This is a genomic window from Microbacterium telephonicum, assembly GCF_003651225.1.
Lineage (GTDB): Bacteria > Actinomycetota > Actinomycetes > Actinomycetales > Microbacteriaceae > Microbacterium > Microbacterium telephonicum.
The window spans coordinates 776,098-795,949 of record NZ_RCDB01000002.1 but is presented as its reverse complement, the minus strand read 5'-3'; the positions used below and the strand labels follow the sequence as shown (position 1 = coordinate 795,949).

The 19,852-nt window shown below is 70.8% G+C and carries 19 protein-coding genes; 11 read left to right on the top strand and 8 right to left on the bottom strand.

What is annotated here, in order from left to right; genetic code table 11:
• Nucleotides 1–98 precede the first annotated feature (98 nt).
• Together secG and C7474_RS08740 are read left to right on the top strand one after the other, a co-directional pair.
• A complete protein-coding gene (gene secG, locus C7474_RS08745) occupies nt 99–347 on the top strand; it encodes a preprotein translocase subunit SecG (RefSeq protein ID WP_121058978.1) in 249 nt (82 codons plus the stop codon).
• A complete protein-coding gene (locus C7474_RS08740; RefSeq protein ID WP_121058976.1) occupies nt 347–703 on the top strand; it encodes an RNA polymerase-binding protein RbpA in 357 nt (118 codons plus the stop codon). Before secG ends, C7474_RS08740 begins: the two co-directional genes overlap by 1 nt.
• A 68-nt stretch (nt 704–771) precedes the next feature.
• On the opposite strand, the gene pgl is transcribed toward C7474_RS08740, so the two are convergent.
• The 6 genes from pgl to tkt are packed head-to-tail and all read right to left on the bottom strand — an operon-like array spanning nt 772 to nt 8,868.
• The gene (pgl, locus tag C7474_RS08735) at nt 772–1,551 is read right to left on the bottom strand and encodes a 6-phosphogluconolactonase (protein WP_121058974.1); all 780 of its coding nucleotides are present in this window, start codon (nt 1,549–1,551) and stop codon (nt 772–774) included.
• A gap of 14 nt (nt 1,552–1,565) precedes the next feature.
• On the bottom strand, nt 1,566–2,498 hold the full coding sequence (locus C7474_RS08730; protein WP_121058972.1) for a glucose-6-phosphate dehydrogenase assembly protein OpcA: 933 nt from the start codon (nt 2,496–2,498) through the stop codon (nt 1,566–1,568).
• Nucleotides 2,495–4,042, bottom strand: a complete 1,548-nt coding sequence (zwf, locus tag C7474_RS08725; protein WP_121058970.1) for a glucose-6-phosphate dehydrogenase — start codon at nt 4,040–4,042, stop codon at nt 2,495–2,497. Before zwf ends, C7474_RS08730 begins: the two co-directional genes overlap by 4 nt.
• A 13-nt stretch (nt 4,043–4,055) precedes the next feature.
• A complete protein-coding gene (locus tag C7474_RS08720; protein WP_121058968.1) occupies nt 4,056–5,672 on the bottom strand; it encodes a glucose-6-phosphate isomerase in 1,617 nt (538 codons plus the stop codon).
• Nucleotides 5,669–6,793 (bottom strand): transaldolase, encoded by a 1,125-nt coding sequence (gene tal, locus C7474_RS08715; protein WP_121058966.1) that lies wholly within the window; start codon nt 6,791–6,793, stop codon nt 5,669–5,671. Before tal ends, C7474_RS08720 begins: the two co-directional genes overlap by 4 nt.
• Nucleotides 6,790–8,868, bottom strand: a complete 2,079-nt coding sequence (gene tkt / locus C7474_RS08710; protein WP_121058964.1) for a transketolase — start codon at nt 8,866–8,868, stop codon at nt 6,790–6,792. The genes tal and tkt overlap by 4 nt, the downstream gene beginning before the upstream one ends.
• Before the next feature lie 310 nt (nt 8,869–9,178).
• Here tkt and C7474_RS08705 point away from each other — a divergent pair, with 310 nt between their 5' ends.
• Nucleotides 9,179–10,114, top strand: a complete 936-nt coding sequence (locus tag C7474_RS08705) for a heme o synthase (RefSeq protein ID WP_121058962.1) — start codon at nt 9,179–9,181, stop codon at nt 10,112–10,114.
• A gap of 235 nt (nt 10,115–10,349) precedes the next feature.
• Nucleotides 10,350–11,195: an endonuclease domain-containing protein gene (locus C7474_RS08700; RefSeq protein ID WP_121058960.1), complete on the top strand. Its 846-nt coding sequence runs from the start codon at nt 10,350–10,352 to the stop codon at nt 11,193–11,195.
• Nucleotides 11,196–11,333: 138 nt separating this feature from the next.
• Here the strand turns inward: C7474_RS08700 and C7474_RS08695 are convergent, their stop codons facing one another.
• Both C7474_RS08695 and C7474_RS08690 read right to left on the bottom strand, forming a co-directional pair.
• Nucleotides 11,334–11,783: a dinucleotide-utilizing enzyme gene (locus tag C7474_RS08695; RefSeq protein ID WP_121058958.1), complete on the bottom strand. Its 450-nt coding sequence runs from the start codon at nt 11,781–11,783 to the stop codon at nt 11,334–11,336.
• A 91-nt stretch (nt 11,784–11,874) separates the two neighbouring features.
• Entirely contained in the window at nt 11,875–12,810 is a 936-nt protein-coding gene (locus C7474_RS08690; protein WP_121058956.1) for a COX15/CtaA family protein, read from the bottom strand.
• 280 nt (nt 12,811–13,090) lie between these two features.
• On the opposite strand from C7474_RS08690, the gene sufB reads away from it, so the two are divergent.
• The 7 genes from sufB to C7474_RS08655 all read left to right on the top strand — a co-directional run bounded on the left by sufB (nt 13,091) and on the right by C7474_RS08655 (nt 19,844).
• Nucleotides 13,091–14,509: a Fe-S cluster assembly protein SufB gene (gene sufB / locus C7474_RS08685; protein ID WP_121058954.1), complete on the top strand. Its 1,419-nt coding sequence runs from the start codon at nt 13,091–13,093 to the stop codon at nt 14,507–14,509.
• Nucleotides 14,509–15,693, top strand: a complete 1,185-nt coding sequence (gene sufD / locus C7474_RS08680; protein ID WP_121058952.1) for a Fe-S cluster assembly protein SufD — start codon at nt 14,509–14,511, stop codon at nt 15,691–15,693. The genes sufB and sufD overlap by 1 nt, the downstream gene beginning before the upstream one ends.
• The gene (locus C7474_RS08675) at nt 15,690–16,019 is read left to right on the top strand and encodes a non-heme iron oxygenase ferredoxin subunit (RefSeq protein WP_121058950.1); all 330 of its coding nucleotides are present in this window, start codon (nt 15,690–15,692) and stop codon (nt 16,017–16,019) included. Before sufD ends, C7474_RS08675 begins: the two co-directional genes overlap by 4 nt.
• A 10-nt stretch (nt 16,020–16,029) precedes the next feature.
• Complete coding sequence (gene sufC / locus C7474_RS08670) at nt 16,030–16,812, top strand: Fe-S cluster assembly ATPase SufC (protein ID WP_121058948.1); 783 nt, start codon at nt 16,030–16,032, stop codon at nt 16,810–16,812.
• A gap of 9 nt (nt 16,813–16,821) precedes the next feature.
• Nucleotides 16,822–17,151: a metal-sulfur cluster assembly factor gene (locus tag C7474_RS08665; RefSeq protein ID WP_121058946.1), complete on the top strand. Its 330-nt coding sequence runs from the start codon at nt 16,822–16,824 to the stop codon at nt 17,149–17,151.
• Nucleotides 17,152–17,334: 183 nt separating this feature from the next.
• Nucleotides 17,335–18,495, top strand: a complete 1,161-nt coding sequence (locus tag C7474_RS08660; RefSeq protein WP_121058944.1) for a MalY/PatB family protein — start codon at nt 17,335–17,337, stop codon at nt 18,493–18,495.
• Complete coding sequence (locus C7474_RS08655) at nt 18,492–19,844, top strand: MFS transporter (RefSeq protein ID WP_241965168.1); 1,353 nt, start codon at nt 18,492–18,494, stop codon at nt 19,842–19,844. The genes C7474_RS08660 and C7474_RS08655 overlap by 4 nt, the downstream gene beginning before the upstream one ends.
• Nucleotides 19,845–19,852 lie beyond the last annotated feature (8 nt).

The following is a 19,852-nucleotide window of genomic DNA, read 5'->3' as shown; positions in this document are numbered from 1 at the left end:
CCGTCGGCGCGGCGCGGGCCTGAGGGACCGCGCCGCGCCGGCCGGTATACTCGAACCTTGTGCGCCGCAGTCGGCGCCGCGAAAGGCTTTCATCCACCGTGGACATCCTCGAGCTCGTGCTGCAGGTGCTGCTGGGCATCACCAGCCTCCTGCTGACCCTCCTGATCCTCCTGCACAAGGGCCGCGGTGGTGGCCTGTCCGACATGTTCGGCGGCGGCATGAGCTCCGCCATGGGCTCGTCGGGCCTGGCCGAGCGCAACCTCAACCGTTTCACGATCGTGCTCGCGCTGGTGTGGTTCGTCGCCATCGTCGCGCTCGGTCTGATCACCAAGTTCCAGGGGATCTGATGGCCACCGGAGGAAACGCGATCCGCGGCACCCGCGTCGGTGCCGGCCCGATGGGCGAGCAGGACCACGGTCACCACGCGGACCGCGTCGCGATCTCGTACTGGGACGCCCTCGGCAACGAGACGGTGCGCTACTTCGCCGCCGGCATCGCCGAGGAGGAGATCCCCGAGACGATCGACTCCCCGCACTCCGGCCTGCCCGCCGGCCGCGACAAGGACAACCCGCCGGCCGTCGCCAAGACCGAGCCGTACAAGACGCACCTCGCCTACGTGAAGGAGCGCCGCACCGACGACGAGGCCGAGCAGCTCCTCGACGACGCGCTGCAGCAGCTGCGCGAACGTCGCGGTCAGGCCTGACCCGTCGCATCGCAGACACAAGAAAGAGGGCGCCCCGAGGGGGCGCCCTCTTCTGCATTTCGGCGCGGTCAGTACTCCTGGTCGATGAGCTCTTCCGGAACCTTCGCCGCGGCATCCTGGTCGACGAAGAGGATCGTGCGCTTGCGTCCCTTCGCGCCGGCGGCGGGCACGCTGTCGTAGCTGGCACCGGCGAGGGCGAGCCCGAGCGCGCCCGCCTTGTCGACGCCGGAGACGACCATCCACACCCGCTTCGACGAGTTGAGCACCGGCCGGGTCAGTGTGATCCGCTCCGACGGCGGCTTCGGCGAGTTGCGCACCGGCACGACGGCGCGGTCGCGCACCTGGATCTCGGGCCGGTCGGGGAACAGTGAGGCGATGTGGGCGTCGGGTCCGACTCCCAGGAAGCACACGTCGAACGACGGCCAGGCGGTGTCGCCCTTGGCGAAGCGTGCGAGCTCGGCGGCATACGCCTCCGCGGCCTCCTCCATCGTGAGGCCGTCGTCGGACGACGCGATCGTGTGGATGTTCGCCTCGGGCACGGCGATGCGCGACAGCAGCGCCTCGCGTGCGCCGCGCTCGTTGCGCTCGTCGCTTTCCCGCGGCACGAACCTCTCGTCGCCCCACCAGAAGTGCACCCGCGACCAGTCCACGCCCTCGCGTGCCGGGTCGGCGCCGATCGCGCGCAGCACCTCGGTGCCGATGACGCCGCCCGTCAGGGCGATGTGCGCCTTCTTGCCCTCGGACAGACGACTCGTCACGCGCTCGAGGAAGCGTCGGGCGACGGATGCGGTGAGCGTGTCGGCGTCGGGACTGACGACGACCCGCTTCTCGGTCCAGAACTCGGCCATCGCGCCATCGCCTCCTAGGACACGTGCGGGCCGAGGAGCTTCCAACCCTCCGTGATGACTCGACCATACAGGAGGTCCGGATCAAGCCTGCGCAGCTCCTCCGCAAGGCACTCCCGCAGCGTGCGGCGGGGCAGGACGACGTCGTGCGACGGCTGCCCGGGCTGCGTCAGCGTCGCGTTGACGTCGTCGCGACGGGCGAGCTCGATGACCCCCGAGGCGCGCGTGAGCCGCACGAGCTGGATGCCGTGCGCCCAATCGGCGGGGTCGGCGTAGCGCCAGGTCACCGGCACCTCGAGCTTGAGGCGCAGCCACGCCGCCAGCAGCGCGGTCGACGGGGAGGTGCCGCTGCCGATGACCTCGACGGCGGTGATCTCCTCGTACGGCGGCTGGTCGAGCACGGCCGCCAGCTGCTCGCGCCAGTGCGTGAGACGCGTCCACGCCAGATCGGTGTCGCCGGGGGCGTAGGTCTGGCCGAGCAGGCTCAGCCGGTCCTTCTGATACGGCTTCGTGGCGGCATCCGTGATGCGCCGCGCCGCGATCGCGCCGATGGGCGAGGTCGACGGGTCGGCCGGCGGGAAGTCGGGCCACCATGCGACGACGGGGGCGTCGGGCAGCAGCAGACCGGTGATGAGGCCCTCCGCATTGCCGGCGGCCGCGCCGCTCGCGCGCAGCACGATGACCTCGCTCGCGCCGGCGTCGCCGCCGACGCGGATCTGCGCGTCGAGCTTGGCGTCGCCCTCGCCGTTGGCGATCAGCACGATCACGCGCATCGGATGCTCGCGCGACGCGTCGTTGGCGGCCTCGATGGCCTCCTCCTCGAGCCCGTGCGTCGTCGCGATGACGAGGGTGAGGACGCGTCCGAGGGCGACCGCGCCGCCCTCCTCGCGCACGCTCACGAGGGAGCGGGCGATCTTGGACACGGTGGTGTCGGGCAGATCGACGATCACGGGCGCCTCCAGACGCGGCCGTCGCGGGCCAGGAGCTCATCGGCGGACGGGGGACCCCACGATCCGGGGGAGTACTGCTCGAGCGGTCCGCCCTGGGCGCTCCAGTACTGCTCGATCGGGTCGAGGATCCGCCAGGACAGCTCGACCTCCTCGTGGCGCGGGAACAGCGGCGGGTCGCCCAGCAGCACGTCGAGGATGAGACGTTCGTACGCCTCCGGGCTCGATTCGGTGAAGGCGTGCCCGTAGCCGAAGTCCATCGTGACGTCGCGCACCTCGGTGGCCGCGCCCGGCACCTTCGAGCCGAAGCGGATCGTGACGCCCTCATCGGGCTGGATGCGGATCACGAGCGCGTTCTGGCCCAGCTCGTGCGTCTGCGTGCGCAGGAACAAGTGCTGCGGCGTGCGCTTGAAGACGACGGCGATCTCGGTGACGCGGCGGCCGAGACGCTTGCCGGTGCGCAGGTAGAACGGCACGCCGGCCCAGCGGCGCGTCGCGATGTCGAGCTTGACGGCCGCGTAGGTCTCGGTCGTCGAGTCGGCCTTCATGCCGTCTTCGTCGAGGAAGCCGGTGACCTCTTCGCCGCCCTGCCAGCCGCCCGCGTACTGCCCGCGCGCCTGCGCGGTGGCGAGGTCCTCGGGCAGCCGGACGGCGGCGAGCACCTTCTCCTTCTCGGCGCGCAGGTGGGTCGCGTCGAGCGAGATCGGCTCCTCCATGGCGGTGAGGGCGAGCAGCTGCAACAGGTGGTTCTGGATGACGTCGCGCGCAGCGCCGATGCCGTCGTAGTAGCCCGCACGACCGCCGACGCCGATGTCCTCGGCCATCGTGATCTGCACGTGGTCGACGTAGTTCGCGTTCCAGATCGGCTCGAACATCTCGTTCGCGAAGCGCAGCGCGAGGATGTTCTGCACCGTCTCCTTGCCGAGATAGTGGTCGATGCGGAAGATCGAGTCGGCGGGGAAGGCCACTTCGAGGGCGGCGTTGAGCTCGCGGGCCGACTGCAGGTCGTGGCCGAACGGCTTTTCGATGACCACGCGGCGCCAGCAGTCCGGGTCGTCGCTCTCGCCGACGAGGCCCGAGTCCTTCAGCTGCTTCGCGACGATCGGGAAGTCCTTCGGCGGGATCGACAGGTAGAACGCGTGGTTGCCCATCGTGCCGCGGTCGCGGTCGAGTTCCTCGACGGTCGCGCGCAGGCGCGCGAACGCGTCGGCGTCGCCGAACTCGCCGGAGACGAACCGGATGCCCTGCAGCAGCTGCTTCCAGGTCTCCTCGCGGAACGGGGTGCGCGCGTGCGCGCGGACCGCGTCGTGCACGACCTGGGCGAAGTCCTGGTCCTCCCAGTCGCGGCGGGCGAACCCGACGAGCGCGAAACCGGGTGGCAGGAGGCCGCGGTTGGCCAGGTCGTACACCGCGGGCATGAGCTTCTTGCGGGACAGGTCGCCGGTCACACCGAAGATCACGAGGGCGCTGGGCCCGGCGATGCGGTTGAGGCGGCGGTCGTCCGGGTCGCGCAGCGGGTTGCGGGCGCGCGAGATCTCGGCGGTCATCAGACGGGTGCTCCTATTGGGCGGCTTCGAAGACGGTGAGGACGTCTGCGGCCGGGTCGGGAAGGACGAAGGTCACCACGGGGCGACCGTGGGCGGCGAGCACCTGGGCGTCGCCGCTGGCCTGCGCGGCGATCAGCGCGCCGAACGTGAACGGCAGGCCGGGGATCTCGAGATCCGTCTCGGTGGCCTCGACCAGCTGCAGGAACACCCCGGTGGCGGGGCCTCCCTTGTGGTACTGCCCGGTCGAGTGGAGGAAACGCGGTCCCCAGCCGAACGTGACCGGGCGGCCGGCCTCGGCGGCGACGAGCTCGCGCAGACCCGCCAACTGTGGGACGACGGTGCGGTCGACGTACGCCTGGATGGCGAGGTACCCGTCGGCCGGGACCGCGGCCTCGATCGCGGCGAACACGCCGGACAGCGTGCCGGAGGCGACGAGGGCGGGGTCCGTGGAGCGCACCCCGATGCCGTCCTCGGTGAACGCGACGGGGGAGGGTTCGGGGCGCGCGTCGAGCAGTCCGCGCGCCGCGGCCTTGGCCGCCTCGACGTCGGGCTGGTCGAACGGGTTGATGCCGAGCATCCGGCCGGCGATCGCGGTGGCGAACTCCCAGACGACGAACTGGGCGCCGAGCGAGCCGCTCACGAGGATCTCGCCGGGATTCTGCTCGAGCAGGCGGAAGTGCTCGGCGTCGTCGACGAGACGCAGCACCTGCACATCGGGCAGGTCGGCGTCGAGCTCTGCCGACAGCGGCTGCACGACGACCGGCAGGATGCCGGTGCCGAGCTTGCCGGTCGATTCGGCGACGAGCTGCTCGATCCAGTCGGGCAGCCCCACGATGTGGGTGCCGTCGCTGACGAGCGCGAGCTTGTCGCGGCGCGGCGATCCGCCGGCGATCGCGGCGGCCAGCACGAGGGCCGGGTTGCGCGGGTCGTCGATGGCGACTTCGAGCAGCGTCGCCTCGGCTTCGTCGAGCAGCTCGGCGATGTCGGCGCCGGCGAGGCCCGCCGGGACGAGTCCGAACGCGGTGAGGGCGGAGTAGCGGCCGCCCACGGTCGGGTCGGCCGACACGACGCGGTAGCCCGCCTCGCGGGCGGCGGCGTCCAGCGGCGACCCGGGGTCGGTCACGACGACGATGTGCTGGGCGGGGTCGATGCCCAGGTCGGTCCAGGCGGCCTCGAACGCGCGGCGCGCGGCATCCGTCTCGACCGTCGAGCCCGACTTGGAGGCGACGACGAGGACCGTCTCGGCGAGGCCGCCGGTCTCGTCGCCGTCGATCGCCGCGAGCACCTGGCTCGGGGCCGTCGAGTCGAGGATGACCAGCGGCACGCCGGCGGTCTGCGCGATGACCTCCGGCGCGAGCGACGAGCCGCCCATGCCGGCGAGGACGACGCGGGTCACGCCGCGGGCGGCGAAGTCGCCGCGCAGCGCCTCGACCTCGGCGACGAGCGGCCGCGAGACGGCGACGGCCTGCGTCCAGCCGAGGCGCCGGGACGCCTCATCCGCGGCGTCCGGCCCCCACAGGTCGGCGTCGCCGGCGGTGATGCCGCTGGCGACGAGGCTGTCGACGAGCCCCGGGAGCGTGTCGCGGACGACGTCCGCGACACGACCCGAGACGTGGATCTCGAAGCTCACCGGGTGGTCTCCGGTGCGGCGGCGAGGGCGGTGTCGACGGTGGCTTTGAGGTCCTGCCAGGAGGCGATGAACTTCTCGACGCCTTCGTCTTCGAGCAGCTGGGTGACGTCGGCGAGGTCGATGCCTGCGGCGGCGAGGTCGTCGAAGACCTGGTGCGCGTCGGCGTAGTTCCCGGTGATGGTGTCGCCGGTGATGACGCCGTGGTCGAAGGTGGCCTGGAGGGTTTTCTCGGGCATCGTGTTGACGGTGCCGCCGGCGACGAGCTCGGTGACGTAGAGCGTGTCGGGCAGGGCCGGGTCCTTGACACCGGTCGAGGCCCACAGCGGACGCTGCACGTTCGCGCCGGCGGCGATCAGCTCCACGGCGGTCTGCGACGCGAAGCGCTGCTCGAACAGCTCGTAGGCGAGGCGGGCGTTGGCGACGCCGGCCTTGGACTTCAGGCCGGTCGCGGCGGGGGTGCCGAGGGCGGTGAGGCGCTTGTCGACCTCGGTGTCCACGCGGGAGACGAAGAACGACGCGACGGAGTGGATCGTGGCGAGGTCGTGCCCGTTGCCCTTGGCCTGGGCGAGACCGGCCAGGTAGGCGTCGATGACCTCGCCGTAGCGCTCGAGCGAGAAGATCAGCGTGACGTTGACGCTGATGCCCTCCGCGATGACCGCGGTGATCGCGGGCAGGCCCGCCTTGGTCGCGGGGATCTTGATGAGCGTGTTGGGGCGGTCGACCTTGGCCCACAGCTTGACCGCTTCGGCGATCGTGGCGTCGGTGTCGTGGGCGAGGTCGGGGGAGACCTCGATCGACACGCGCCCGTCGACGCCGCCGGTCGCGTCGTAGATGGGCCGGAAGATGTCGGCCGCGTCGCGCACGTCGGTCGTGGTGATCTCGAAGATCGCCGTGTCGACGTCGGCGCCGGCCGTGGCCAGGGCGGCGAGTGGGGCGTCGTACGAGTCGTCGTCCTTGTTGCCGATCGCGGCCTGGAAGATCGACGGGTTCGTCGTCACGCCGACGACGCCCCGGGTGTCGATGAGTTCCTGCAGGTTGCCGGTCTCGATGCGGGTGCGGGACAGGTCGTCGAGCCAGATGCTGACGCCGGCGGCGGACAGGTCCTCGGTGGGGGTGGTCATGCGTTCTCCTTGATGGTCTCGCGCGCCGCTTCGACGACGTGGTCGGCGGTCACGCCGAACTTCTCGAACAGGGTCTTGTAGTCGGCGGACGCGCCGAAGTGGTCGATGCCGACGGTGCGGCCGCGGTCGCCGACGATCGTGCGCCACAGCGGCGTCGATCCCGCTTCCACCGAGACACGGGCGGTCACGGATGCGGGGAGCACGGACTCGCGGTAGTCGGCATCCTGCTCGGCGAACCACTCCAGCGACGGGGCGGAGACGACGCGCGCCTGCACACCGTCGGCGGCGAGGGTCTCACGGGCGGCGACCGCCAGCTGCACCTCGGACCCGGTAGCGATGAGGATGACGTCCGGGGCGCCGTTCTCGGCGTCGATGAGCACGTACGCGCCCTTGGCGACACCGTCGGTCGTGGCGAAGCCCTGCTCGCCACGCGGGAAGACCGGGATGTTCTGACGGGTCAGCGCGATACCGACCGGGCCGCCCGAAGTGCGGCGGACGATCTCGGCCCAAGCGGCGCTGGTCTCGTTCGCGTCGGCGGGACGGACGACGGTGAAGTTCGGGATCAGACGCAGCGTGGACAGCTGCTCGATGGGCTGGTGGGTGGGGCCGTCCTCACCGAGCGCGACGGAGTCGTGGGTCCACACGAACACCGACGGAATGTCCATCAGCGCGGCCAGACGCACCGCGGGACGCATGTAGTCGGAGAAGATGAGGAACGTTCCGCCGAACGGGCGGGTCGGACCGTGCAGCTTGATGCCGTTGACGATCGCGCCCATCGCGTGCTCGCGGATGCCGAAGTGCAGCACCCGACCGTACGGGTCACCCGACCACTCGTGTGTCGACCACTGCACGGGGATGAACGACTTCGCGTCCTTGATCGTGGTCAGGTTCGACTCGGCGAGGTCGGCCGACCCGCCCCACAGCTCGGGGAGCTGGGCGGCGAGGGCGTTGATGACCTGACCCGACGCGGCACGCGTGGACACGTCCTTGCCCGCCTCGAACGACGGAACCGCGAGGTCCTCGGGCAGCTGCCCCGCCTCGAGACGGTCCAGCAGCGCCTTGCGCTCCGGGTTCGCCGCCGCCCACGCGTCGAAGTCCGCCTGCCAGGCCGCCTTCGCCTCCGCGGCACGGTCGGCGAGGCTACGGGTGTGGGCGATCACGTCATCGGCGACCACGAAAGAGGCCTCCGGGTCGAAACCGAGCACCTTCTTCGTCGCGGCCAGCTCATCGCCACCGAGCGCGGAACCGTGGATCTTGCCCGTGTTCTGCTTCCCGGGCGAGGGCCACCCGATGATCGTCTTCAAGATGATCAGCGACGGCTTGTCGGTCTCGCCCTTCGCCGCCTCCACCGCGGCGAACAGCGCCGGAACGTCCTCGACGTACTCGCCCGTCGACTTCCAGTCCACCGTCTGCACGTGCCAGCCGTACGCCTCGTACCGCTTCGCGACGTCCTCGGTGAACGCGACGTTCGTGTCGTCCTCGATGGAGATCTGGTTGCTGTCGTAGATCGCGATCAGGTTCCCGAGCCCCTGGTGGCCGGCCAGCGACCCCGCCTCCGACGTCACACCCTCCTGCAGGTCGCCGTCACCGGCGATCACATACACGAAGTGGTCGAACGGCGACGTGCCCGCGGCAGCATCCGGGTCGAACAGGCCCCGCTCATACCGGGCCGCGTACGCGAACCCGACCGCGGACGCCAGACCCTGACCCAACGGACCCGTCGTGATCTCCACACCCTTCGTGTGGCCGTACTCCGGGTGACCCGGCGTCAACGACCCCCACGTGCGCAGCGCCTTCAGATCGTCCAGCTCCAGACCGAACCCGCCCAGGTACAGCTGCACGTACTGCGTCAGCGACGAGTGACCCGCCGACAGGATGAAACGGTCGCGACCGAGCCAATCGACATCCGACGGGTCGTGACGCAGCACCCGCTGGTACAGCAGATACGCCGCCGGAGCAAGGCTCATCGCCGTGCCCGGGTGGCCGTTGCCCACCTTCTCCACGGCATCCGCCGCAAGTACGCGAGCGGTGTCCACCGCGCGCCGATCGATCTCATCCCAGCGAAGTTCAGCCACGCGGCAGCCTTTCTCATGAAGAGCGCCCGACCGGCCGTGCCGCAGCCTTGTCCGGTGGTGGAGAAGGGGGGTCGGCTCGGACGCACGTATGGGTCCCAGCATAGTGCCGACGCCCCGACCGCAGGCGGCGCGGTGGCCCTGTGTGACACGAGTATGACGACCCCCGTCGCGGCGGAGGTGTCGGTGCGGTGTCGCCCGTGTCACCCGCCGCTCACCGCGCACCCCCGCCGAATGTGAGGCGTTCCACCGGGCCCGCGACCGGCCGTGCCGTAGACTGGGCCGGTCCGTGACGCGGGTGATTGTGGGGGAGATGGACACGACGACGACGGCCGGTGCCGAATCCGGAGTCCGTGCCTCCGCCGACCGCTCCTTCGGGCGCACCGTCCGGGCGTACGTGCAGCTGACCAAGCCGCGCGTCATGGAGCTGCTGCTGGTGACGACCGTCCCGGTCATGATCCTCGCGCAGGGCGGGATGCCGAACCTGTGGCTCGTGCTGGCGACGGTGATCGGCGGCGCGATGAGCGCCGGCTCGGCGGCGACGTTCAACATGTACATCGACCGCGACATCGACGCGCACATGCACCGCACCGAGAACCGTCCGCTCGTGACCGGCGAGGTCTCGCCCCGCGGCGCACTGATCTTCGCCTGGACGCTCGCGGTGCTCTCGACGGTGTGGCTGCTCGCCACGACCAACTGGGTCGCCGCGGCCTTCAGCGTCGTCGCCATCTTCTTCTACGTCGTGATCTACACGATGATCCTCAAGCGCCGCACCGAGCAGAACATCGTGTGGGGCGGCATCGCCGGCTGCTTCCCCGTGCTCATCGGCTGGACCGCCGTGACCGGCACGCTCGCGTGGGAGCCGCTGATCTTGTTCGTGCTGGTCTTCCTGTGGACGCCGCCGCACTACTGGCCGCTGTCGATGAAGTACAAGGGCGACTACGTCGAGGCCGACGTGCCCATGCTCGGCGCGACCCGCAACGGCACCCAGGTCGGCCTGCAGGTCATCCTCTACGCCTGGGCGACGGTCGCCTGCTCGCTGCTGCTGATCCCGGTCGGCGACATGGGGCTGGTCTACACCGTCTCGGCTCTCGTGTTCGGCGGCTGGTTCGTGTTCGAGTCGCACGTGCTCTACAACCGGGCCGTGCGCGGCGAGGGGGCGAAGCCGATGCGCGTCTTCCACGCCTCGATCACCTACCTGACGCTGCTGTTCGTCGCGATCGCCGTCGACCCGCTGCTCCCGTTCTGACGCGCTGATCTGCCGCGCGCTGCGGTGGCGCCGCATCCACTGCGGTTCTTCGGACATCCGCAGTTCTTCGGACCGTGCCGGGCGCGTGCGTCCGAAGATGTGCTGATCTCTGGAGAACGGATGCCACGACCTGCGTAGACCGGTTGTCCTCCCCAGCGTGGTGAACTGACGCATGCGTCCACGGATGCCGGGGGCGAAGGCCCGCGGTGAGGCTCCGCGTGGCACGGTGGCCGGCATGGATGCGCGCACAGTGGGGGAGTCGGTGGTCGCGGCGACCACGAGGCACGGTGGGGTCGCCCGGGTGTCGACGCTGCTCGCCGAGGGCTTCTCGCGACATCATCTCGACCGCACCCGTGCCGACGGGCGCCTCCTTCGCGTCCGTCGCGACTGGGTCGCCGTTCCGGGCGCCGATCCCGAATTGATCGCGGCGGCCCGTGCCGGCGTGGTGCTCTCGTGCGTCACCCTCGCGCGGCGACTCGGCCTCTGGGTGCTGCACGAACAGCATCCGCATGTCGCGGCGGATCCCGGCGGAGCTGGCGGGAAGCCCGCCGGCGTGCACGTGCATTGGGCGCGACCCCTGGTTCCGCGCGTTCCCGACGCGCTCGAAGACCGGACCGAGAACGCCCTCGCGCTCGTCGCCGCCTGCCGTCCGTTCGAGCAGGCCGTCGCCGTGTGGGACTCGGCGGTGCGACAGGGACGCGCGAGCCTGACCGAGATGCGCAGGCTGACGCTGTCGTCATCCGCCGTCGCCGTGCTCGACGCCGTCGACCCGTTCGCCGACTCGGGTCTCGAGAGCCTGTTCCGGGTGCGGCTGCGGTGGCTGCGGGTGCGCATCCTGTCGCAGGTGTGGGTCGAGGGGCGGCGCGTGGACTTCCTCATCGGGCGGCGCCTGATCGTGCAGCTCGACGGCGGCCACCACGTCGGGGCGCAGCGCGCCGACGACATCGCCCACGATGCGCGCCTCATGCTCCTGGGCTATCGCGTGCTGCGGTTCACGTACGCCCAGGTCGTCGACGATTGGCCGGCCGTGCAGGACGCGATCGCCCGCGCCGTCGGGCAGCGCCTCCACGAGGTGCCGTGAGCACGGCGCCCCCGCGCAACGACGGAGATCCGCGGTTCTTCGGAGCCCGCGGGAGCGGGTGGTCCGAAGAACCGCGGATCTCCGAAGAACTGCGGGAGCCGGATGCGCGGGGCGGGTGGCTCCTCGCGCGGGGGCGGTTCAGCGCGTGGGGGCGTCCTCGCGCGAGCGGCTGTGGCCGAGGTCGACGCCGTCGCCGTTGGTGTCGGTCGACTCGTGCGCGTCGGATGCGGCGGGCCCGGCATCCGGGGTCGCGTCGGCGATCTCGTCGGTGACCTCGTCGTCGGCGAACGCCGGCGCCTCGACGACCTCGGGGGCCTCGGCGGGACGGGCGGCGAAGGTCTTGAGCGACGCGACGGTCAGGGCGAGCAGCAGACCGACGATGCCGGCGCCGACGAGGATCGCGCCGAACACGCCCCAGATCTGGCCGACGTACACGTCGTTGCTCGTGGCCGAGCCGTCGGTGAGGCGCGCGTCCATGCCGCCGAGCTTGTCGAGCAGCAGCGCGGCGCCGGCCCCGGCGGAGGCGACCGAGCCGACGATGAGGCCCCAGAACGGGATGCTGCGGGTCAGACGGGGACGGGTGGTCATGCGGATGCTCCAGTGATCGGGTTCGCCGCATCCGGTCGGACGGGGCGCGCCCCACTCTCGCCCGTGCGGATCGGAGACCGCGATGCCTCGGCTATGAACCTGCTGTGTGCGCGGCGGGCGCCTTGAGTCGCAGGACGACGACGGTCATCGCGGCGGCGGTGAGCGCCGCCAGCACCATGTGCACGCCGACGGCCAGTTCGGGCAGCCCGTTGCGGGCCTGGTAGATCCCCACGGCGATCTGCACGAGCTCGACGCCCAGCAGCGCGGTGATCCACGGCCGCGTCGGCAGCGACGAGCGCCAGGCGACGACGGTCAGCACCACGGTGAGCGCGAGCAGGATGTACCCGGGCCAGGCGTGCACGTGCTCGAGCACCTCGGCGTCGAAGCCGTTGCGGCCGACCGCCGCGTCGCCCGAGTGGGGCCCTGCGCCGGTGGTGAGCACACCGAAGACGATCGTCACGGCCAGCACGAGCGTCGTCACGTGCGTCGCGATCGCGTACCAGCGTGGCACGGCGCGCACGCGCGGTCCCGGCTCGGTGTGCAGACGCACGAGCAGTGCGGCGGTGACGCAGACCAGCGTGAGGGAGGCGACGTAGTGGAAGCCGACGATGAAGGGGTTCAGGCCCGTCCACACCGTGATGCCGCCGACGAGGGCCTGGGCCAGGATGCCGCCCATGATGATCCAGCTGAGCACGAACACGTCGCGTCGCGCGGTGCGCAGGCGCCACACGAGCACGAGCAGCGCGAGGGCGAGCAGGCCCAGCACGGGGCTCATGAGGCGGTTGCCGAACTCGATGATCGAGTGGTAGCTCAGCTCTTCGGTCGGGACGAGCGAGTCGGGGGTGCAGGTCGGCCAGGTCGGGCAGCCGAGGCCCGAGCCGGTCAGGCGCACGGCGCCGCCCGTCGCGATGATCACGACGTTGCCGACGAAGTTCGCCCACGCCAGTGCGCGCACGCGCCCGTAGATCCGGGTCGGCAGCCAACCGCGCGCGGGGGCGACGGTGTCGGTCGTAGACGATGCGGACATGCGGCGGCTCCTGGCGGCGTCGGGTTGTCACGGCGCCGTGGTGCAGCGCCTCGGTCACGCCGGGTGTAGGGCGTTGCCTGTAGACTTGACGGGTTGTGACGGCCGGGCGCCGAGCGCCGGGCATCCACTCGAGTCTAGGCGCGGAGCACACCCGCACCGGACCGTGAAGCAAGCGACCCCCACAGCGACACGACGCCTCCCGCGGCCTCCAGCAGGCCGAGACGGGGACGGGAATGTCGGGACGGCTGACACCGTTTCGGGGTGCGAAGGAGGAATTGCGATGTCGGATGTGCTGATCGACCGCCCGGAGCTCGAAGGACTCGGTGTCTACGAGTTCGGATGGCATGACCCCGACGCCGCCGGCGCCAGCGCGAAGCGCGGCCTCAGCGAAGCCGTCGTGCGCGACATCTCGGCCCTCAAGGCCGAGCCGGAATGGATGCTGAAGACCCGTCTGAAGGGCCTTCAGCTCTTCGGCCGCAAGCCGATGCCGACGTGGGGCGCCGACCTCAGCGACATCGACTTCGACAACATCAAGTACTTCGTGCGCTCCACCGAGAAGCAGGCGCAGTCGTGGGAGGACCTCCCCGAGGACATCCGCAACACGTACGAGAAGCTCGGCATCCCCGAGGCCGAGCGCCAGCGCCTCGTCGCCGGCGTCGCCGCGCAGTACGAGTCCGAGGTCGTCTACCACCAGATCCGCGAGGACCTGGAAGAGCAGGGCGTCATCTTCATGGACACCGACACCGCCCTGCGCGAGCACCCCGAGTTCTTCGAGGAGTACTTCGGCACGGTCATCCCCGCCGGTGACAACAAGTTCGCGGCCCTCAACACGGCCGTGTGGTCGGGCGGATCGTTCGTGTACGTCCCGAAGGGCGTGCACGTCGAGATCCCGCTGCAGGCCTACTTCCGCATCAACACGGAGAACATGGGCCAGTTCGAGCGGACGCTGATCATCGCCGACGAGGACAGCTACGTCCACTACATCGAGGGCTGCACGGCGCCGATCTACAAGAGCGACTCGCTGCACTCGGCCGTCGTCGAGATCATCGTCAAGAAGAACGCCCGCGTGCGCTACACGACGATCCAGAACTGGTCGAACAACGTCTACAACCTCGTCACCAAGCGCGCCGTCGCCCACGAGGGCGCGACGATGGAGTGGGTCGACGGCAACATCGGCTCCAAGGTGACGATGAAGTACCCGTCGATCTTCCTCATGGGCGAGCACGCCAAGGGCGAGACCCTGTCGGTCGCCTTCGCCGGGCCCGGTCAGCACCAGGACGCCGGCGCGAAGATGATCCACATGGCGCCGTACACGCAGTCCTCGATCGTCTCCAAGTCGATCGCCCGCGGCGGCGGCCGCGCCGGCTACCGCGGCGAGGTCCGTGTCGACGCGAACGCGCACCACTCCGCCAACACGGTGCGCTGCGACGCGCTCCTGGTCGACACGATCTCCCGCTCCGACACGTACCCCGCGATCGACATCCGCGTCGACGACGTGCAGCTCGGCCACGAGGCGACCGTCTCGAAGGTCAGCGAGGAGCAGCTGTTCTACCTCATGAGCCGCGGCATGCCCGAAGACGAGGCCATGGCGATGATCGTGCGCGGCTTCATCGAGCCGATCGCCCGCGAACTGCCCATGGAGTACGCCCTCGAGCTGAACAAGCTCATCGAGATGGGCATGGAAGGATCCGTCGGCTGATGACGACAGCGACACAGGCCCCCGCCACCCGCGGCGAGGGTCACATCGACCCTGCCGCCGCGTTCGTTCCGGTGCAGACGCGCTCCGAGCGTCTCACCTCGTTCGACGCCGCCGACTTCGGGGTGCCGACCGGCCGCGAGGTCAACTGGAAGCACACCCCGGTCGACCGCGTGCGCGCGCTCCTGGCCGACGAGGCGGCGCCCCACGGCGTCATCGCCGTGGAGGTGTCCGCGCCGGACGCCGTCGAGCAGCGCCGCCTGGCCCCGGGCGAGGCGCCGCGGGGCGAGGTCTTCCGCCCCGAAGACGCGCCGGCCGCGATCGCCTGGACGCAGGAGGCCGAAGCCCCCCTCATCCGCATCCCCGCCGGGGTGGAGCTCGACGAGCCCGTCGTCGTCACCCTCACCGGAACCGGCGGCGTCGCGCACGCGCACGTCGTCATCGAGGCGCAGGCGAACGCCCGCGGCGTCGTACTGCTGCGCCACGAGGGCACCGCGCAGCAGGCGCAGAACGTCGAGATCATCGCCCGCGACGGCTCGGCGCTCACCGTCATCTCGCTGCAGCGCTGGGACGACGACGCCGTGCACCTCGCGTCGCATCAGGCGCGCGTCGACCGCGACGCGTCGCTCACCCACATCGTCGTCACCCTCGGCGGCGGCGTCGTGCGCGTGAACCCCTCGGTCGAACTCGCCGGCGCCGGCGCCGACGGCAAGCTCTACGGCCTGTCGTTCGCCGATGCCGGTCAGCACTTCGAGAGCCAGGTCTACCTGCACCACAAGGGGCCGCACACGACCGGAGACGTCCTGTACAAGGGCGCCCTGCAGGGCGAGAGCGCGCGCAGCGTCTGGATCGGCGACGTGCTCATCGGCCCGGATGCCGTGGGCACCGACTCCTACGAGGCCAACCGCAACCTGGTGCTCACCGATGGCGCCCGCGCCGACTCGATCCCGAACCTCGAGATCCAGACCGGCGACATCCTGGGCGCCGGGCACGCCAGCGCGACCGGACGTTTCGACGACGAGCAGCTCTTCTACCTGCAGGCGCGCGGCATCGCCGAGGACGAGGCGCGACGTCTCGTCGTGCTCGGCTTCCTCGCCGAGATCGTGCAGAAGACCGGGATCCCCGCCCTCGAGGACGAGCTCATCGCCGCCATCGAGACCGAACTGGCCGAAGGGAACCGCGCATGAGCGCGAAGAAAGTGCTGAGCCTGAGCGACCTGGAGCAGGACACCGCGGTGCGCGTCGAGATCGACGGTGTGCCGATGGCCGTGGTCCTCGACTCCAACGGCGAGGTGCACGCGATCGGTGACACCTGCACCCACGGCGACATCTCGCTGTCGGACGGCTTCGTCGAGGGGGAGACCCTTGAATGCTGGGCGCACGGTTCCGCGTTCTCGCTGCGCACCGGCCGTCCCCTGAACCTGCCGGCCTACGAGCCGGTCCCCGTGTACGAGGTCACCATCGACGGGGACGACGTCCTCATCGACCCCGCCGTGACCAAAGAAGTGAACTGAGGAATCCCGCATGACCGTTCTGGAGATCCGCGACCTGCACGTCACCGTCGAGACCGAGGCCGGCACGACCCCGATCCTCAACGGCGTCGACCTCACGGTGCGCACCGGTGAGACGCACGCCATCATGGGCCCCAACGGCTCCGGCAAGTCGACCCTGGCCTACACGATCGCCGGCCACCCGAAGTACACCGTCACGAGCGGCTCGATCACACTCGACGGCGAGGACGTGCTGGCGATGTCGGTCGACGAGCGCGCCCGCGCCGGACTGTTCCTCGCGATGCAGTACCCCGTCGAGATCCCCGGCGTCACCGTCACCAACTTCCTGCGCACCGCCAAGACCGCCGTCGACGGCGAGGCCCCCGGCATCCGCACGTGGACGAAGGACGTCAAGGAGGCCATGAAGAACCTCCGCATGGACCCGAAGTTCGCCCAGCGCAACGTCAACGAGGGCTTCTCGGGCGGCGAGAAGAAGCGCCACGAGATCCTGCAGCTCGAACTGCTGAAGCCGCAGATCGCGGTGCTCGACGAGACCGACTCGGGTCTGGACGTCGACGCGCTGAAGATCGTGTCGGAGGGTGTGAACCGCGCCAAGGAGGCCACCGGCCTCGGCGTGCTGCTCATCACGCACTACACCCGCATCCTGCGCTACATCCAGCCCGACTTCGTGCACGTCATGGTCGCCGGCCGCATCGCCGAGGAGGGGGGCCCGGAGCTGGCCGCACGCCTCGAGGACGAGGGGTACGACCGCTACCTGCAGGGCGAGCAGGAGCCCGCCGCTCCCGTCGAGGCTTAAGATCGAGCCATGACCGCGACTCTCACACCCGAGAAGTACGACGACGTCACGGAGGCCCTGAAAGACGTCATGGATCCCGAGCTCGGGATCAACGTCGTCGACCTCGGTCTGATCTACGACCTCAGCTGGGATGACGAGAACGACGCCCTCGTCATCCACATGACGCTCACTTCCGCCGGCTGCCCGCTGACCGATGTGCTCGAGGAGCAGACGGCGCAGGCGCTGGACGACGTCGTCGACCGGTTCCGCATCAACTGGGTGTGGATGCCGCCGTGGGGTCCCGAGCGCATCACCGACGACGGCCGCGACATGATGCGAGCCCTCGGGTTCGCGATTTGAGCCGAGCCGGAGCAATGCCGCGAAGCGGCGTTGATGCGGCTGCGGCTCAAGGTTGAGCGAGCGCAGCGAGTCGAAACCCGCGTTCGAGCGCAGTCGAGTCGAAACCTTCGTTCGCGCGCAGTCGACTCGACGCCCGACGTCATCCTGGCCGGCCCGCCCGCTCGGCGTCGATAGGCTCGACGGGTGAGCGTCACCCCCCTGGAAGCCCTGCCGCTGGAGACCCTTCGTCGCCGTTCGAGCACCAAGTGGCGCTCGTATCCCGAGGACGTGCTCCCGCTGTTCGTCGCCGAGACGGACTTCCCGCTCGCCGAGCCGATCCGTGCCGCGCTGGCGGATGCCGTCGAGATCGGCGACACCGGGTACACACCGCCGGACCCGGGCCTGCGCGACGCCTACGCGGCCTTCGCGCGACGTCGTTTCGGATGGGAGGTCGACCCCGCGCGGGTGAACTGGACGGGCGATGTCATGATGGGCGTCGTCGAACTGCTGCGGGCGACGGTCGCGCCGGGGGAGCGGGTCGTGATCACCCCGCCGGTGTACCCGCCGTTCTACATCTGCATCGAGGAAGCCGGTGGCGCCCCGCACGAGGTGCCGCTGCTCGAGGACGGGGCCGGCTGGTCGCTCGACCTGGACGGGATCGAGGCGGCCCTGGCCGCCGGGGCACGCGCCGTGCTGCTGTGCAACCCGCACAACCCGACCGGAACCGCGCACTCCCGCGAGAGCCTCGCCGCCCTCGCCGCGATCGCCCGACGCCACGGCGCCGTGGTCATCAGCGACGAGATCCACGCCCCGCTGGCCCAGCCGGGCGGCGGGTTCACGCCGTTCCTGGCCGTGTCGGAGGACGCCGCCGCCGTCGGCTTCGCCGTCACGAGCGCGTCGAAGGCCTTCAACCTGGCCGGTCTCAAGTGCGCGCTGCTGCTCACCGCCGCCGACGCGACCACCGCCGTCGTGCGGGCGCTGCCACGGGAGGTCGAGTGGCGCACCGGGCTGTTCGGCGCGATCGCGGCCGTCGCCGCGTTCGACGCCTCTTCCGACTCGTGGCTGGACAGCCTCCTCGCCCGACTCGACGCCAATCGCCGCCTGCTGGCGGGCCTCCTCGCCGAGCAGCTACCCCTCGCGCGCTACACGATCCCGGATGCCGGCTTCCTCGCGTGGATCGATCTGTCCGCGTACGGGTGGGGGGACGACCCGGCACGGACCGTGCTGACGCAAGCGCGCGTCGCATTGCATCACGGGCCCGAGTTCGGCGCCGGTGGCGCCGGACACGTGCGGCTCAACTTCGGCTGCGCGCCGGAGGTGATCACCGAGGCTGTCACCCGCATGGGCGCCCTGGCGCGGTCGTGACCGACGGCGGCATCTGGAGCGCCGGCCGCGGCTGGGTGACCGCGGGCGCGATCGCGCTGATCTTCCTCGCGGCGATGCAGTCGCTGGCCGTCACGACGGTCATGCCGGTCGTCAGTGCCGAACTCGACGGCGACGCGCTCTACGCGGTCGCCTTCGCCGGCACGCTCGCGACGAGCGTCATCGGCATGGTCGCCGTCGGCGCGTGGAGCGACCGCTCCGACCCGGTCTGGCCGTTGACGGTCGCCGTCGCCCTGTTCGTCGCCGGTCTGCTGGTGGCAGGCCTCGCCCCGTCGATGCCCGTGCTCGTCGCAGGCCGGCTCATCCAGGGACTCGGCACGGGCGGCCAGACGGTCGCCCTATACGTCGTCGTGGCCCGGGTGTACCCGGGTGCGCTGCACGGGCGCGTGTTCGCTGCGTTCTCGGCGGCCTGGGTGGTGCCCTCGCTCGTCGGCCCGTTCCTGGCGGGCGCGGTGACGGAGTACCTGCATTGGCGCTGGGTCTTCCTCGGCGTCGCCGTCCTCACCGTCGTCGCGTTCACCCTGGTCGCGGTGCGGCTGTGGGGGACGCCGCTGGCCACCGAGCATCCGTCGACCGCCCCCGTCGCGGCCCGCCTCGGATGCGCGGCCGCGGTCGCCGCCGGCGCGCTCGGCCTGAGCCTCGCCGGTGAGGCGGGAGGATGGGCGCCGGTCGTCATCGGCGCCTCGGTACTGCTCGTGGCGGTCGCGGTGCGCCCGCTGCTGCCGCCGTGCACCCTGCGCGCCGCGCGTGGCCTGCCCAGCGTCGTGCTCATGCGCGGGCTCATCGCGGCGGCGCTGTTCGGCGCGGAGATCTACGTCCCGTACCTGCTCATCGACGACTACGGGTTCTCGCCGGTGTGGGCCGGGATCGGCCTCACGGCGGCCGCCCTGACCTGGGCGGCTGGGTCGGCGGTGCAGGGAAGCCACGGCGACCGCATCGGGAACACCCGCATCACCCTCATCGGCTCGACGCTGCTCATCGCCGCGACGCTCGTCGCCGCGGCGACCGCGCTCTGGCACCTGCCGGCGGTCGTGCTGATCGCCGGCTGGTCGCTCGCCGGCGCCGGGATGGGCCTCATGTACCCGCGCCTGACCGTGCTGACGCTGGCCTACTCCAGCACGCGCGACCAGGGCTTCAACTCGTCGGCCCTCTCGATCTCCGAGAACGTCGGCTCGGCGGCAGCCATCGCCGTCATGGGTCTCGTCTTCACGGGCCTCGCGGGGGCGGATGCCGGATTCCCGGCGGTGTTCGCCCTCGCCGCCGCCCTCGCGATCGTCGCGCTCGTGCCCGGACTGCGGCTGGGACGGGCGAGGACGGCGACGGAGGCCTGACGCGAAGG

Bases quoted from the DNA above. Each gene is read 5' to 3' on its own strand.
- sufC (WP_121058948.1), top strand. From the start codon at position 16,030: ATGACCGTTCTGGAGATCCGCGACCTGCACGTCACCGTCGAGACCGAG.
- zwf (WP_121058970.1), bottom strand. From the start codon at position 4,042: ATGACCGCCGAGATCTCGCGCGCCCGCAACCCGCTGCGCGACCCGGAC.
- C7474_RS08705 (WP_121058962.1), top strand. From the start codon at position 9,179: ATGGACACGACGACGACGGCCGGTGCCGAATCCGGAGTCCGTGCCTCC.
- pgl (WP_121058974.1), bottom strand. From the start codon at position 1,551: ATGGCCGAGTTCTGGACCGAGAAGCGGGTCGTCGTCAGTCCCGACGCC.
- C7474_RS08665 (WP_121058946.1), top strand. From the start codon at position 16,822: ATGACCGCGACTCTCACACCCGAGAAGTACGACGACGTCACGGAGGCC.
- C7474_RS08700 (WP_121058960.1), top strand. From the start codon at position 10,350: ATGGATGCGCGCACAGTGGGGGAGTCGGTGGTCGCGGCGACCACGAGG.
- C7474_RS08695 (WP_121058958.1), bottom strand. From the start codon at position 11,783: ATGACCACCCGTCCCCGTCTGACCCGCAGCATCCCGTTCTGGGGCCTC.
- tal (WP_121058966.1), bottom strand. From the start codon at position 6,793: ATGACCACCCCCACCGAGGACCTGTCCGCCGCCGGCGTCAGCATCTGG.
- C7474_RS08740 (WP_121058976.1), top strand. From the start codon at position 347: ATGGCCACCGGAGGAAACGCGATCCGCGGCACCCGCGTCGGTGCCGGC.
- C7474_RS08690 (WP_121058956.1), bottom strand. From the start codon at position 12,810: ATGTCCGCATCGTCTACGACCGACACCGTCGCCCCCGCGCGCGGTTGG.
- C7474_RS08675 (WP_121058950.1), top strand. From the start codon at position 15,690: ATGAGCGCGAAGAAAGTGCTGAGCCTGAGCGACCTGGAGCAGGACACC.
- sufD (WP_121058952.1), top strand. From the start codon at position 14,509: ATGACGACAGCGACACAGGCCCCCGCCACCCGCGGCGAGGGTCACATC.
- sufB (WP_121058954.1), top strand. From the start codon at position 13,091: ATGTCGGATGTGCTGATCGACCGCCCGGAGCTCGAAGGACTCGGTGTC.